10 protein-coding genes are annotated in these 15,174 nt (G+C 73.3%); 5 read left to right on the top strand and 5 right to left on the bottom strand.

Annotation, left to right across the window (positions count from 1 at the left end; all coding sequences use genetic code 11):
- Positions 1–57: 57 nt before the first annotated feature.
- Complete coding sequence (locus ACFV3E_RS34690; protein ID WP_500538623.1) at positions 58–555, bottom strand: hypothetical protein; 498 nt, start codon at positions 553–555, stop codon at positions 58–60.
- A gap of 224 nt (positions 556–779) precedes the next feature.
- On the opposite strand from ACFV3E_RS34690, the gene ACFV3E_RS34685 reads away from it, so the two are divergent.
- Positions 780–4,499 (top strand): S8 family serine peptidase, encoded by a 3,720-nt coding sequence (locus tag ACFV3E_RS34685; protein ID WP_500538621.1) that lies wholly within the window; start codon positions 780–782, stop codon positions 4,497–4,499.
- A 119-nt stretch (positions 4,500–4,618) separates the two neighbouring features.
- Here ACFV3E_RS34685 and ACFV3E_RS34680 read toward each other — a convergent pair whose 3' ends face one another.
- On the bottom strand, positions 4,619–5,248 hold the full coding sequence (locus tag ACFV3E_RS34680) for a TetR/AcrR family transcriptional regulator (protein WP_500538620.1): 630 nt from the start codon (positions 5,246–5,248) through the stop codon (positions 4,619–4,621).
- A 92-nt stretch (positions 5,249–5,340) separates the two neighbouring features.
- Between ACFV3E_RS34680 and ACFV3E_RS34675 the strand changes: the two genes are divergently transcribed.
- Positions 5,341–6,303 (top strand): zinc-dependent alcohol dehydrogenase family protein, encoded by a 963-nt coding sequence (locus ACFV3E_RS34675; protein ID WP_500538618.1) that lies wholly within the window; start codon positions 5,341–5,343, stop codon positions 6,301–6,303.
- A gap of 50 nt (positions 6,304–6,353) precedes the next feature.
- On the opposite strand, the gene ACFV3E_RS34670 is transcribed toward ACFV3E_RS34675, so the two are convergent.
- Positions 6,354–6,977, bottom strand: coding sequence for a TetR/AcrR family transcriptional regulator (locus ACFV3E_RS34670; RefSeq protein ID WP_500538616.1), 624 nt, complete (start codon positions 6,975–6,977; stop codon positions 6,354–6,356).
- A 209-nt stretch (positions 6,978–7,186) separates the two neighbouring features.
- On the opposite strand from ACFV3E_RS34670, the gene ACFV3E_RS34665 reads away from it, so the two are divergent.
- Both ACFV3E_RS34665 and ACFV3E_RS34660 read left to right on the top strand, forming a co-directional pair.
- Positions 7,187–8,623, top strand: a complete 1,437-nt coding sequence (locus tag ACFV3E_RS34665) for an aldehyde dehydrogenase (RefSeq protein WP_500538614.1) — start codon at positions 7,187–7,189, stop codon at positions 8,621–8,623.
- Positions 8,624–8,855: 232 nt separating this feature from the next.
- Positions 8,856–9,077, top strand: coding sequence for a hypothetical protein (locus ACFV3E_RS34660; protein ID WP_500538612.1), 222 nt, complete (start codon positions 8,856–8,858; stop codon positions 9,075–9,077).
- A gap of 58 nt (positions 9,078–9,135) precedes the next feature.
- On the opposite strand, the gene ACFV3E_RS34655 is transcribed toward ACFV3E_RS34660, so the two are convergent.
- Entirely contained in the window at positions 9,136–12,939 is a 3,804-nt protein-coding gene (locus ACFV3E_RS34655; RefSeq protein WP_500538610.1) for a carboxypeptidase regulatory-like domain-containing protein, read from the bottom strand.
- A 133-nt stretch (positions 12,940–13,072) separates the two neighbouring features.
- Positions 13,073–13,660, bottom strand: a complete 588-nt coding sequence (locus tag ACFV3E_RS34650) for an RNA polymerase sigma factor (protein WP_500538608.1) — start codon at positions 13,658–13,660, stop codon at positions 13,073–13,075.
- 9 nt (positions 13,661–13,669) lie between these two features.
- On the opposite strand from ACFV3E_RS34650, the gene ACFV3E_RS34645 reads away from it, so the two are divergent.
- The gene (locus ACFV3E_RS34645) at positions 13,670–15,067 is read left to right on the top strand and encodes a serine/threonine-protein kinase (protein ID WP_500538606.1); all 1,398 of its coding nucleotides are present in this window, start codon (positions 13,670–13,672) and stop codon (positions 15,065–15,067) included.
- Positions 15,068–15,174: the final 107 nt, after the last annotated feature.

The raw sequence follows: 15,174 nt of genomic DNA, 5'->3' as shown, positions 1-15,174 counted from the left end.
GCGACGCCGTTGTCCGTCCGGGTGCGGCAACGCGCAGCCCGGGCAAGATAGGTGAGGTCACGTCAGGGAACGGCCGGAGTGCGGGTCCGCCAGGAGCACCACGCGGCCGGCCTCGGGGTCGAACCCGAGCACGGGGTTCCCGTCGTCGCCCTCTGCGGACATGAGCACCGGCTTGCCGAGCCGGCGGCCGACGGCGCGGAGGAAGGCGCACAGGACGTCCACGCCCCTTTGGCTCTGGAGCTCGCGCAGGTCGACGTCGAAGTCGACGTCGGCGGCCGAGAACACCCGGAAGATCGCCCGCACGCCCGGGACCGGTGAGACCTGCAACGTCGCTGTCTCCAGGGTATCCTGACGTGCCAACACCTCCGCGGCGCGAGGCAAGGGCCCGGTGGCGCTCCCCTCCGCGTACGACCACGCCCATCCACGCGACCGGACCAGATCGAACACCGCCTGCCAGTCGTCCGCCGTGGTGCCGGGCACACAGACATCCGGCAGAGCCCCCATCAGGTCGGGATCGAAGAAATCCTGGACGTCGTCCCACAGCAGATCCGGCACCGCACCATGCTGCCCGCGCGCACGTCCCGGCCGCACCTTGGTTTCGGCGTATCGCCGAACTCCCGGTCATAGCGGGTCTTGTCGGCACACGACGGCGTTCGGGCGGTCTCGTGATGACACAACTGTGCCATGGCACAAGAGCGACGCCCGGGGCCCTTGAGCGGGGGCGGGGGCGGCTCGAAGATCAATGGCCGTCCACTCTTCACATGGCTTGAGGAGTTTCCTTGCCCACGGTTCACATCCCCCGGACCAGGTCCGGGGCGATCACGCTCGGCGTGGTCGCCGCCCTGGCACTCGGGGTCATACCGGCCACGGCCGCCGTATCCGCGGACCCCGCCGGTCGCGGACCCGCCGCCGGCGCCGCACAACGGTCACCCGGCAACGGCGGCACGCACACCGTCACCCTCATCACCGGCGACAAGGTGACGATCGGCACCGCCGCCGACGGCACCACCATCCGGTCCTTCCAAGGCGCGAACGGCACCACCACCGCTTTCCACCGGGCGGTGGTCGACGGGGCCACCTACGTGTACCCCGACGCCGTCCTGCCCTACGTCAGCACCGGGAAGCTCGACAAGCAGCTGTTCAACGTGACCCAGCTGATCGCCGACGGTTACGACGACGCGCACTCCTCCCGGCTGCCGCTCATCGTGAGCTACACCGACGCCGCGGACACGTCCCGGACCCTGCCGAAGATGGCGGGCTCCAGCGACGTCCACCGGCTGGACAGCATCCAGGGCGCGGCCCTCGCACAGAACCGCAAGCAGGCTCCGGCGTTCTGGTCGGCGCTGACCGGCGGCGCCGGTGCGGCGGCCCGGTCGGCGAAGCCGGCCTTCGCGGGCGGTGTCGCCAAGGTCTGGCTCGACGGCAAGGTGAAGGCCGACCTGGCCGACTCGACCGCCCAGATCGGCGCGGACAAGGTCTGGGCGGAGGGCAACACCGGCGAGGGCGTCAAGGTCGCGGTGCTCGACACCGGGGTCGACGCCGAACACCCCGACCTCGTCGACCGGATCGACACCAGCGCCAGCTTCATCCCGGACGAGCAGGACACCCTCGACTACCAGGGCCACGGCACCCACGTCGCCTCGACGATCGCCGGCACCGGCAGCGCCTCCGACGGCAAGGAGCGGGGCGTCGCGCCCGGCGTCCGCCTGGACATCGGCAAGGTGCTCAACAGCGAGGGAAGCGGCCAGGAGTCCTGGATCATCGCGGGCATGGAATGGGCCGCCCGGGACCAGAAGGCCAGGATCATCAGCATGAGCCTGGGCGGCGGCGGTGACCACACCGACCCCATGAGCCAGGCGGTCGACCGGCTCAGCCGCGAGACCGGCGCGCTGTTCGTCATCGCGGCGGGCAACAGCGGCCCGCACACCATCGGCAGCCCGGGTGCCGCGGACTCCGCGCTGACCGTCGGCGCCGTGGACTCCGCGGACCAACTCGCCGACTTCTCCAGCACCGGACCGCGTGACGGCGACGCCGGGCTGAAGCCGGAGATCACCGCGCCCGGCGTCGACATCCTGGCGGCCCGCTCCCACTACAAGCGGGGCTCGGGCTACTACACCACGATGAGCGGTACCTCGATGGCGACCCCGCACGTCGCCGGTGCCGCCGCGCTGCTCGCCGCCGCCCACCCGGACTGGACCGGCCCGCAGTTGAAGGAGGCGCTGGTCAGCAGCGCCAAGGCCACCCCCGCGTACTCCCCGTACGAGGCCGGTGCCGGCCGGCTGGACGCGCCGGCGGCCGTCCACACCTCGGTCTTCGCGACCGTCAGCGCCTTCTCCGGCTTCCACGCCTGGCCCCAGAAGGCCGGTGAGACCGACGTGCAGAAGGTGACGTACACCAACACCGGCGACGCACCGGTCAGTCTGGACCTGGCGATCGACTCGAAAGCCCCGGCAGGGCTGTTCACGCTCTCCGAGGACAAGGTCACCGTCCCGGCGCACGGCACGGCCTCGGTCTCCCTGACCGCGGACCTGGACCGGCTGCCGCTCGACCAGTCGATCAGCGGCATGATCACCGGCACGGACGGCACCGGCACGGTCCGGGCCAAGACGCTGATCGGCGCCGCCAAGGAAGGCCGGCGGCAGACCCTGACCGTCACCGCCAAGGACCGGTCGGGCAAGCCGCTGGCCGGCCGGGTCATGCTCACCGCCGAGGGCCTCTTCACGACGATCGACCTCGACGCGTCCGGCACCGGCACCGCGCGGCTGCCCGTCGGCACCTACAGCGGCTGGCTCACCGCGGACGTCCAGGGGGCGGGCGGCCCGCACTCCCTGGGCATGGCGCTGCTCGCCTTCAACGACGTGCAGCTGGACCAGGACCGGTCCGTCACCCTCGACGGCCGCAAGATGCGTCAGATCCTGGCGCGTGCCCCGCAGCGGACCACCGCCGTCGCACCGCGCCTGGACGTCCACCGGTCCTTCGGCGACAGCCTGGTCGAGTCGTCCATGCTGCCCAACGAGACCTACGACAGCATCTGGGCGCTCCCGACCGGCAAGAAGGTCACCGACGGCGAGTTCGAGTTCGGTGCCCGCTTCCGCCTGGAGCAGCCGGCGCTGACCGTGGGCACGGCCTCCAGGACCTACGCCGACCCGCTGGTCAAGCGCGGGGCCAAGCCGCTGCCGGCCGGTACCCGGACGCTCACGGCGGTCTACGCCGGTGAGGGCACGGCCGCGGAAGTGGCCCGCACGAACGTCCGCGGCAAGGCCGTGGTGGTGCGGGGCGGTGACCCGTCCGGAATCCAGGCGCAGGCGGAGGCCGCAGCGGCGGCGGGCGCGCAGGTGCTCGTCGTCGTCAACGACGGCATCGGCCGGCTGCAGCCCTGGGACGAGGGCCCCTGGAGCCCGGAGAGCCCGGCGCCGCTGACGGTGGCGACCCTCGACGCCGACCAGGGCGCCGACCTGATCGAAGCGCTCGGGGACGGCCCGGTCAAGCTGAAGGTCACCTCGAACCCCACGACCGACTACGTCTACGACGTGGTGCACCACTGGTCCGGCGCGGTACCGACGGACCCGACCTGGCGCGTCACGCAGCGCGAGCTGGGCAAGGTGGACGTCTCGTTCCGCAACCACCGCCAGGGCAAGGCGATGGAGTTCCGCCCCGACGTCTGGCGCGGCTGGGTGGTCGGCAACCAGCTCACCGCTCCCGCCCAGGGCGACCGGACCGACTGGGTCACCGCCGACGCCAGTTGGCTGGACGACGCCTTCATCCTGAGCGAGACGGGGCAGCACTCGATGGACGTGCTGCGCTACCCGGCCGGGAAGACCGCCGAGGTCAGCTGGTTCGGGCCGATCCAGCGCCCCCGGATGGGCCCCATCGGCTACCAGCCGGTGCGCTACCTCGACGGGGTCTACATCCCCGCACCCGGCTGGGGCGACTCCGGCTCCGGCCACGTCGGTGAGGCCTACGGCAACTACGACGTCAAGGACTGGATGTCGCTCTACCAGGGCGACCGCCAGCTCAACTGGGGCAACGCCGAGTACCTGCCGATCACCGGACTCGCCCCCGAGCGGCTGCCCTACCGGCTGGTCGTCGACAACGACCGGGCGGCCTGGACCCACCCGTACTCGACGCACACGCTGACCGAGTGGAACTTCACCTCCGCGGCCACCGGGCCCGAGTCGGCGGTGTCCCTGCCGCTGATCCAGCTCGACTACGGCGTGGACACCGACCGGGCCGGCCGGGCGGACCGGCACGCCAAGCTGACGGTGACCGCCTCGCACCTGCCCGGTACGACCGCCGCCATCGGGAAGCCCTCGCTGGAGGTCTCCTACGACGACGGGAAGACCTGGCAGCGGGCCGACCTGGACCGCAGCGGTAGCGGCTGGCAGGCGGGCCTGCGCGCCCCGAAGTCCGCGGGCTTCGCCACGCTCCGGGTCACCGCCCGGGACAACGCGGGCAACACCGTCTCGCAGACGATCACCCGGGCCTTCGGCCTGCGCTGACACCCCGGCAGTACACCCCGGCGGGCGGGACCGCGGCCAGCGGCCCCGCCCGCCGGCGTTCCCGGACGGCCCCGTCGTGTGCATGCCGCGCGTCAAGTGTCGACCCCGCTCGTCCCCGGTCAGCCGTCGGCCGGTGCCGCGGGCGCCAGTCGCGCCGCCGGCGGTAGCGGGGCGTGCCGGGGGCAGGCTTCGAACGCCTGGATCACCAGCCCCGCGAAGCGTCGGGAGGCCGCGACCTGGGTGGCGGTCGACGCGGTGTGGATCCCCTTGTTGGCCATGAGGACGAGGATGAGGTCGTCCAGGACGAAGTCGGCCCGCAGGCGCCCCGCGTCCTTGGCCCGCCGGGCCAGTCCGGCGACCGCTTTCACCGTGTACTCGCGTCCCCCGGCATCCGGCGTCCCCGGGAAGGCCGACAGGAAGGCTTCGGTGAAGCCCCGATCGCGTGCGTGCAGCTCACAGATCTTCTCGATCACCAGGCACAGGCCACGCCACGGATCGGGATCCGCGCACCCCTCGTCGACGATGGCGCGACATGCGTGCAGCTGGTCCGCGAAGGCCTCGGCGACCAGCATCTGCTTGGTCGGGAAACGCCGGTACAAGGTGGCAGGTCCCACCCCGGCTCGCCGCGCGATCTCCCGCATCGGCACCTCCAGGCCGCCGGCCGAGAACAGCGCTCGGGCCGCGTCGAGGATGCGGCCGCGGTTGTCCATCGCGTCGGACCGCAGCTTCTGAGGCACTTGGTCGGTCACCCGTCTCACTTTATCCAAACGGACGGGGGCGTCCGATTACCGTCCACGACGTGGAGCCCGCCGAGAGGCGGTCCGAGAACAGGGAGACGACATTGAAGGCAATCGCGATCGGGACGTTCGGAGGTCCTGAGGGTCTGGCTGTGGTCGACCTGCCGGTACCCTCACCCGCTGCCGGGCAGGTGCTGATCGCCACCGAGGCGGTGGGCGTCGGTGGTGTCGACGCCGTGATCCGGAGCGGGGCTCTGGCCGCCTACGGATTCACGGAGGGCTTCATCCCGGGCAGCGAGGTGGCGGGCACCGTGACCGCGGTCGGCGACGGCGTCGACGCCTCGTGGATCGGCCGGCGGGTGTGGGGCTTCACCGGCACCGGCGGAGGCTACGTCGAACAGGCCGTCGTACCGGTCGCGCAGATCCTTCCCCTGCCCGGTGAGCTGTCCGTCGTCGACGCGGTGACGCTCGGCAGTGCCGGCGCGGTGGCGCACTTCGGGCTTCGCCACGCCCATTTCGCCCCTGGGGAGACCGTCTTGGTGCGTGGTGCGACCGGCAGCATCGGGATCATGGCCGTGCAGCTCGCGGCTCGCGGTGGTGCCTCCGCGGTGGCGGTCACGACCTCGTCGGCGGAGCGCGGCGAGCGGCTGCGCCGTCTCGGCGCGACTCACGTGCTGGATCGCTCCGGCGACGGAGGGAAGGAGGCTCCCGCGGGCTATGACGTCATCCTCGACATCGTGGCCGGTGAGGACATGCCGTCGTTCCTCGACCGGCTCAACCCGAAAGGCCGCATGGTGGCCGTCGGCGCTGTCGCAGGTCAGCCGCCCGCGGACTTCGGCGCGAAGCTCATGGCGGCGTTCCAGAAGTCGTTGTCCTTCGCCACTTTCAGCGCAGCCACCGTCACCCGGGCCGACCTGAGTGCGGTGCGCGGCGAGCAGTTCGCCGCGGCCGGCCGCGGCGAGATCACCACGGTGGTGCACGAGGTGCTGCCACTGGGCGAAGCCGTGCTGGCGCACCGGAAGATGGACGCGGGCGAGGTGTTCGGCAGGATCGTGCTGACGCCGTAGTCGAAGGTCTCCTCGCGGGGACTGCCGCGCGTCGAGGTGAGAACACGAGGTCAACGGCCCTCGGGCGGCGGGCCGGCGCCGAACGCGGCGACGGCGTCGAAGAAGTGGAGCGCCTGGTCGACGAAGTCCTCCCGGGAGAACGCGAGGCCGCCGTCCACCCAGTTGAGCAGGATCTGGTTGACCCCGCCGACCACCGCCATGGCCATCGCGGTCACGTCGGTGCCGGCGGATGCCCAGTCCTCGCGGAGCAGGGACTCCACCAGCGAGGCGAGCCGTCGCAGGCCGCGGCGTCGTTCGGCGGCGGCGAGCGGTCCACCGGCGAGTGACTCGACCAGTTTGATGCGGCCCTTGCGCGGGTCGTCGACCACGCCGCCGGCCAGGACGTCGAGCATGCCGCGGGCCCGGTCGCGGCGCGTACCGCCCGCGGCGAGGGCCGTCCGGCACCTCGCCGCCTCGTCCTGCTGGATCTCCTCGAGGATCGCGGCGAGCAGTTCGTCGAGGGAGGCGAAGCTCTCCGTGAAGTAGCGGTCGGGCAGGTGGCAGTGGCGGAGCACCGCGCGCATCGAGGTCCCGCCGTAGCCCTGGGCGGAGAACAGCTCGATCGCCGCGTCCATGATGCGGCGCCGCCGCGCCGCGACGCGCTCCTCTGCGGTCATGCCGCCGTACTTCCTCATGCCGTCACCTCGATCCACATCTGAGGGCAGATGCCATCAGATAGGAGTATTCTCGGCCATCAGTTGCGAAAAGAACGCTTCCCACGCGGCGGAAGCCGCCACCGGCCGCTCGACGGCCGGCTGGACGGACGCACGCCGGCTTCCCGCCGCGCCGAATCATCCGAAGCCGGGTGAAGACGGCCCGGCCGCAGCCGGAAGAAGTACCCAACATGGATGTGAAACACCTGTTCATCGGGGGGCAGTGGACGACACCGGCCGGTAGCCGGACGATCACCGCCGCGTCCGCCAGCACCGGCGCGTACCTGGGCTCGGTGCCCGAGGCCGTGGACGCGGACGTCGATGACGCCGTGCGGGCGGCCCGTGCCGCCTTCGACACCCCCGGCGGGTGGCCGCGGTGGGAGCCCGAGCGCCGCGCGTCGGTCATGCTGCGGCTCGCCGACGCGCTCGAGGCCCGCAGCCACCTGACGGCGAGCACGGTCAGCGCGCAGAACGGCATGCCGATCTCCACGGCCGAGCCCTTCGAGGGGACGGTCCCGGCCGCCCTGCTGCGCTACTACGCGGGCCTCGCCACCGGGGCGCCCCTCGAGGAACGCCGCGCCGGGCTGCCCGGCGGCAGCACCCTGGTCCGCAGGGAACCCGTGGGGGTGGTCGCCGCGATCATGACCTGGAACTTCCCGCAGACCATCGCCTTCTTCAAGATCGCGCCCGCGCTGGCCGCCGGCTGCACCCTGGTTCTCAAGCCGGCGCCGGAGACCGTGCTCGACTCGATGGTCCTGGCGGACGCGATCGAGGAGGCGGGCCTCCCCGACGGGGTCGTCAACATCGTGCCCGGCGGCCCCGCCGTGGGCGCGTACCTGGTCTCCCACCCCCGGGTCGACAAGGTCTCGTTCACGGGGTCCACCGCGGCGGGACGGCAGGTCGCGGTCGCGTGCGCGTCGCTGATGCGCCCGGTGACGCTGGAACTGGGCGGCAAGTCCGCCGCGGTCGTCCTCGACGACGCCGACCTGGGCTCGCTGACCGAGCCGTTCTTCATGGCCGGCCTGCTGAACAACGGCCAGACCTGCTTCGCCAGTACGAGGATCCTGGCCCCCGCCGACCGCTACGGCGAGGTGGTCGAGTTCTGCACGGCGATGGCGGGCGGTGCCGTCGTGGGCGACGCCCTGGACCGCACCACGCAGATCGGCCCGCTCGTCAGCGCCAGGCAGCGCGACCGCGTGGAGGACTACATCGCCAGGGGCCTGCGCGAGGGCGCCCGGCTGACGACGGGCGGCGGCCGGCCGGCCGATCTCGACCGGGGCTGGTTCGTCCAGCCGACCGTCTTCGCCGACGTCGACAACGCCTCGGTCATCGCACAGGAGGAGATCTTCGGGCCGGTTCTGTCGATCACGCCGTACGACGGAGAGGACGAGGCCGTCGGACTCGCCAACGACTCCGCGTACGGCCTCGCGGGCACGGTCTGGACCGCCGATCCCGAGCACGGCACGCGCGTCGCCCGCCGCATCCGCAGCGGCACGGTGGGGATCAACGGTTATGTACCCGACCTCGCCTCCCCCTACGGGGGCGTGAAGGCCAGCGGCCTCGGCCGGGAGCTGGGCCCGGAGGGGCTCCAGGCGTACCAGGAGTTGCAGTCGGTCTACCAGCCGTGATGCCCGCGCCGTGGCGCGGCGGACGTCACAGGTCCATCCATCGTCACCTCCTTGACGGGTGACGGCGGGCTGTGCGACCGTCGACAGCAGCCGCGGTGGTGCCCGACACCGCCGATCCCCCACCGGAGGGTTCCCGTGAAAGTGCTCAGCGTCATGAAAGTGGCCACGGTGGCCGTGGCCGTCGTCACCATCGCCTGCGGGTGCTTCCTCCAGGTCTTCTGAGGACGGCACCGTGAGAGAGAGGACCGGCATGCCGAACACGCAGAAGGTCGTCAAGGTCGTGAAGGTGGTCAAGGCCACGGACAACGGCGCGGTGGCGCGCCAGGCCCGCTTCGGCGCCCTGCCCGAACGCGTCCGGCCCGAGGAGACCACCGAGGTGGTGCCCATCGTGGAGCGGTACCCGTCGCAGGACCACTACGACCACGAGAAGTGGCTCACCTGCAGGTGGGTGTAACAGCAGACGCCGCGCCCCCGGCCGGACCACGGTCCGCCCGGGGGCGCGGCGATGGGGCCTACGGGGTGCGCCCCTTCGTGACGTGCAGGGACACCAGGACCGGCGGCAGCCAGTACGGTGTGTCGCTGCGCAGCACCAGGGACGCCGTCCGGTCCGCCGGCCCGCGGATACCCCGGGCGTCCGCCGTGACGGTGAACGTCGCCCGCTCACCGGGCCGCAGGGTCAGCCGTGCCGGGCTCTCCGACAGCCAGCCCACGTCCGTCTCGGTCCCGTCCCAGCCCGGCAGTTCCTCCACGGTGGCCACCGGCACGGGGAAGCGGCTCTGATCGCTGCCGCCCACCCGGTACATACCGGGGGCGCCGCCGCCGCGGTACACGGCGGTCGTCGTGCGGGGCAGCGCGGACCAGGTGTCACTGCCCGGGTCGTAGGCGTAGCCCTCCGGGGTCAGGACCCTGTTGACGCCGACCCGCTTGAAGCCGCCCGACACCAGCAGCCGCCCGTCGGCAGCGGCGTAGGCGGCCGTGGCCAGGCCCACGGGCATGTCCGCGAGGGGCTGCCAGGCGTCGGAGGCCGGGTCGTAGACGTACGCCGCGGCCGTCTCCACGTACTCGTGGGTGCCGCCCGCGCAATAGAGCTTGCCGCTGATGGCGCCGCACGAGGCCCAGCTGATCGACTGCGGGTAGTCCGCGGCCCTGGCCCACCTGCCGGAGGCCGGGTCGAAGACGTACACGGTGCTCGCGCACTCGGTGTTGGTGCAGCCGCCGACGACGTACAGCCGCCCGTCGAGGACGGCTCCCGCCGCGCCGTAGTGGCCCTGGGGAACGGCCGGGCCCTTCGCCCAGGTGTTCCGCGCCGTGTCGTAGACCTGCAGGGTGCTGCTGACCGTCTCCTGCGGGCCCCAGCCGCCGACCGCGTAGAGGCGGCCGTCGATGATCCCGTGGGCGGTGGCCTGCCGGGGTTCGGGCGCGGGGGCGCCACGGGTCCAGGTGCCCGCCGACGGGTCGTGGACGTACAGGTCGGCGGTGGGGGTGGAGCCGTCGGAGCCGAGGGCGGAGTACAGCTTGCCGCGGTAGGTCTCCACCGCGTTGTCCATCACCGGGACGGGGAGGTCCGGCAGGGTGCGCCAAGCGGTGGCCGGGGGCACGGAGTCCGGGCCGGTGCCGGTGCGTTCGCCGATGCGGAGCGTGGCGGGGGCGGTGCCGGTGTTGCGCACGGTCACCTTCCGGGCGGCCTTGCCGCCGGGTGCGGTGGTGGTGTCGATCCGGGTGGTGCCGACCGACAGCCGGCCCGCCGCGAGGGAGAAGGAGGCCTTGACGGCCCGGTCCGGCCGGACGGTCACGGTACGGGACGCCGTCCGGTAGGCCGGCTTGGCGGCGGTGACGGCGCGGCTGCCGCCACCGGGGACGAACAGCCGGTAGAGGCCGTCACCGGTGCGCGGGTCGCCGGTGGTGGCGGTGGTCGGCGCCGAGGGGCCGTGGGCACCGCCGCGCACCACCGCGCCGACCAGTCCCCGTCCGGTGTTGGCGTCGGTGACGGTGCCGGTGACCACTCCCCCGCGCACGGGGGTGAGGATCCGCCGGCTGACCGTCACGTCGTCGACGGCCCAGAGCATGCCGGGCCCGGTGAAGTGGAAGCGCAGCCGCACCGCGCGCTCGCCGGCGTAGGCGGTCAGCGGGACGTCGACGCGGCCGCTGCTCCACAGTTGGTCCTGGTGCCACACCGTCGTCCAGGTCCTGCCGCCGTCGTCGCTGACGTCGACGTCGCCGCTCTGTTCCGCGGAACCCTGGTAGTCGGTGGCGAAGGCCAGCGCGGGATCGCCCGTGTCGCTGAAGTCGTAGGCGGGGCTGATCAGTTGGGTGTCCAGTGCGGTGTCCCAGCCGGCGTGGTCGTTGTCCGCGACGGCGAAGGCGCCCGAGCCGCCCGTAGTGTTGCCGCGGCCGCCCGGATCGTCGAACGCCCAGCCGTGGGCGGTGCCGGGGGCGTCGGCGACGCTCCAGCCCTCGGGTGCCCCGGCAGTGGAGTCGAAGGGCTGCGTGTCGAGGGTGCGCACCGTCAGGCGGTAGGCGGGGTTGCCGGTCGCCCAGGTGTCCGCGGGCAGCGCCAGGCGCAGGCCGCGGTCGGCGGATCCCACCGTCACCTGCCGTACCAGGGACCGGTAGTGGGAGTCGTCGCTGACGACCCGGAGGGTGTAGGTGTGGTTCTCGGGGAGGTCGAGGCGGTACGCGCCGGTGGAGGCGTCGGACCAGACCGGGGCGCCCGGGACGCCGTCCACGGTGATCTTCGCGTGGAGCGGCCAGCCGTGCCCGGAGCCGTCGGTGACGGTGCCCGAGACCCGGTGGGTCGGCAGTTTGCGCAGGACGACGTCCCGGGGCAGCGCCGCGCCGTCGGTGACGTCGACGTCCGCGGCCTGCCCGGGCGCGTAGCCGTACGCCTCGACCCGGACGTCGTGCCGGCCGGCGGGCAGCGGCAGGCGGTAGCGGCCGCGGGCGTCGGTGGTGGCGCGGAAGATGCCCGCGGTCACCACCGCCGCGGGCACGGGCGCGCCGCTGCGCCGGTCGGTGACCGTGCCCGTCACGGTGCCGTGCGGCCCCATCCGGAAGGCCCCCGCGCCGTCGGGGGTGCCCAGGCCGGTGGGCCCGTCGTAGCCGGGGCCCGCGGTGCACAGGTACGCCGGGGAGCACCGGCCGTTGGCGCCGGAGGTGACGTCGTGCAGTCCGGCGCCGCCGGAGGCGTACGGGTAGGTGTTGGGGTAGGTTCCGGCGACCGGGGCGTCGGCGGTGGCGTAGACGCCGGCGATGATCGGCGCGGAGGCGCTGGTGCCGCCCGCCACGCCCCAGCCGCCGCTGTAGCTGTCGTAGACGGCGACACCGGTGGCCGGGTCGGCCACGGCGGACACGTCGGCGACCGTGCGCCCCGGGCAGCCGGTGTCCTTTTGGAAGGCGGGCTTGGGCTCGTAGCGGGAGCAACCGGAGCCGGTTCCGGCCCCGTCGTGGCTCCACACCGACTCCGCCCAGCCGCGGGCGGTGCCGGCGTCCCGGGTGAGGGTGGTGCCGCCGACCGCGGTCACGTGGGGGGACGCGGCCGGGTAGGCGACGCCGTAGCGGGAGTCCCCTGACGAGGCGACGACGGCGACACCGGGGTGGTCGTAGTGGACGTCGGCCGCGGACTCACCCGGGTCCTCGGGGAAGAACGCGTAGTTGGAGCCGTAGGAGTTGGAGACGTATCCCGCGCCGAGCGCCACGGCCTGGTCGACGGCGGCACCGAGGTCGTCGATACCGGCGGAGTCGGCCTCGACGAGCAGGATCCGGGCGTTCGGGGCGACGGCGGAGACCATGTCCAGGTCGAGGGAGATCTCCCCGGCCCAGCCGGGGTCGGGGTCCGGGTACTGGGTGCCGCCGCGCTGGTCGACCTTGGTGAAGCAGCCGTCGGCGGTGGTGCAGGCGGGCAGCCCGTACTGCGCCCGGTAGAGGGCGAGGTCGGCCTCGGCGTTCGGGTTGTCGAAGGCGTCGACGACGGCGATGGTCCGGCCCGCCCCGCCGTCGGCGGGCAGGCCGTAGGCGCTGCGCAGGTCGGCGGGCCCGAAGCCCTCCGGGTCCTGCCCGACCGCCGGCGCGCCCTTGCGCGCGGGAACGTCGGTGCGGCGCAGTCCGAAGCAGGTGAACTCGTGCGGCTTGGGCGTACCGCAGAGCGGCTCGACGTGGCCCCCCGGCGTCTGCGCGGACGTGGGCGGCGCCGTGGTCCGCGCGCCCTCTACGGCCAGGGCCTGGGCGGGGACGCCGAGCGCAGCGAGGACGGCGGCGCTCAGCAGCCCGGCGCCGAGGGACAGCCGTCTGCGCCGGCGGGGCGGACGGCTCGGGAACATGGACAAATCGCAACTCCTGTCGGCATCCTCGGGCGGCGGCACACACCGCCCCCGGATGGGTGAGTTGCGCGAAGTCCGGCGGAAGTTCCGGGTCCGGCCGGGGAATTTCCCGCGAACCGCGGTCCCGGACGTCTCAGGCCGTGTCCACCAGCCACTGCCGGACCTGTCTGCGCGCCTTGTGCAGCCGCGACTTCACCGTCCCGAGCGGGATGCCGAGGCGCTCCTGGATCTCGCGGTACTCCATCTGGCAGATGTCGCGGTACACCAGCGGTGCGACCAGTTCGGGGCCGGTCGCCTCCAGCCGCTCGAGGGCCTCCAGCAGGTCGAGCCGGGTCCCGGCGACCACGCTGGTCCTGCGCGGATCGGGCGTGTCGGCCTCGGCCGCGGACAGGGGCTGCTCGGCGCGTCGCCGTTTGAGTTCGCGGTACTTCTGGCGCGAGCAGTTGGCGACGACCGTGTACAGCCAGGTGTGGAAGAGGCTGCGCCCCTCGAAGGAGCCGATGCTGCGCGCGACTTGGAACAGCACGTCCTGGGCGGCCTCCTCGGCGTCCTCGCGGTGGGGCAGGAAGCGCCCGCAGCGGCGCAGGACCTCGGGCCGGATCCGCGCGAGGAGCAGTTCCAGGGCCGCGGCGTCCCCGGCCGCCGCCCGCGCGGCGAGCTCCTCCGTCTCCTGGGCGGGCGTCACAGGGGTCCTCCTCGGTCCTTCTCGGGGTCGGTGCATGATAGGCACATGCCCCCACCTCAGCAGATCGGCCGCTACCGGCTGGTGCGACCTGTCGGTTCCGGGGCGTTCGCGATGGTGTGGCTGGCCCATGACGACTCGCTCGACGCGCCCGTCGCCGTCAAGGTGATGGCCGAGAACTGGGCGTATCGCCTGGACCTGCGCGAGCGCTTCCTCTCCGAGGCCCGGCTGCTGCGCAAGGCCGCGTCCAGCCGGCTCGTGCAGGTCTTCGACATCGGGGAACTGCCCGACGAGCGGCCGTACTTCGTGATGGAGTACGCCGACGGGGGCACCCTGGACGACCTCCTCGGCCAGGGACGGCGGCCGGCCCTGGCCGAGGCGCTGCGGCTGACAGCGGAGGCCGCCCGCGGTGTCGCGGCGCTGCACGAGGCGGGCGTCGTGCACCGCGACATCAAACCCTCGAACGTGCTGATCACCGGGGCGCGGGAGGGTCAGGAGCGGGTGCTCGTGGCCGACCTCGGCCTGGCGAAGGCTCTCGCCCAGGCCTCCGGTCTGACGATGGCCGCCGGTTCGGCCGGTTACATGGCGCCCGAACAGGCCCGCCCGGACGGGGGCATCGACGTGCGCGCCGATGTGTACGGCCTGGGTGCCCTGCTGTACCACCTGGTCACGGGCTCGGTGCCCGGCCCCGCGGGCAAGGTCGTACGGCCCAGCCGAGTGCGCCCGGACGTCCCGGCGGCCGTGGAGCGGGCGGTGCTGCGCGCCCTGGAGCCGGACCGGCGCAAGCGCTGGCCCAGCGCGTCGCGCTTCGCCGACGAGCTGGACGTGCTGGCCGCCCGGTCCGCCGGCCACGAGGAAGGCCGGCCGCGGCGGCGGCGTGGGCGGTCCCTGGTGATCGCCTTGTGCGCCGCGGCGCTCACGGCCGCCGGCGCGGGTCTCGCCGCCTCGCGTTCCGGGGCGCCTCAGAAGGCGCCGCCGACGACGGTCAGCGACGCCACCGGCCGGATCCGGGTGGAGGTCCCCGCGGGCTGGGGCCGTGAACTCGTCCGCGGCGGCTGGAGCCCCGGGGTGCTGGGGCTTCCCGACGCCCATGAGCCGGCCCTCCTGATCGCCGGGGACGTGAGGAGCTGGCAGGACCTGGGCTCCGGCGTCGACGGCGTGTTCGTCGGGCTGAGCGAGCGGGGCGACCTCACCGCGCGGGTGGGTGCCATCCGGCACGGCGGCTGCCGCTACCGGGGCAGCCGCGGCTACGGGACCGAAGGCTCGCCGGGATGGAGCGGGCGGGTCCGCCACTGGACCGGCTGCGGCGCGGAGGGCGGCTCGATCGACGAGATCAGCCTCACCCGGGCGGGTGCCGCGCAGCCCCAGGTGTACGTGCAGGTCCGGCAGGACGGCGGCCCCGACCTGACCGACGATGTCCTCGGCGGTCTGCGGATCACCGGGTGAGCCACGCCACGGATCGCCGAGAACTTCTGCCGCCCGCGGTGCATCTCACCAGGAGTACAGGATGCGGACCCGGCACAGGCACCAGGCGGCGCCCTGCCGAGGAGGAC

The organism is Streptomyces sp. NPDC059718 (assembly GCF_042733315.1).
Lineage (GTDB): Bacteria > Actinomycetota > Actinomycetes > Streptomycetales > Streptomycetaceae > Actinacidiphila.
This window is presented reverse-complemented; position numbering and strand designations above follow the sequence as displayed.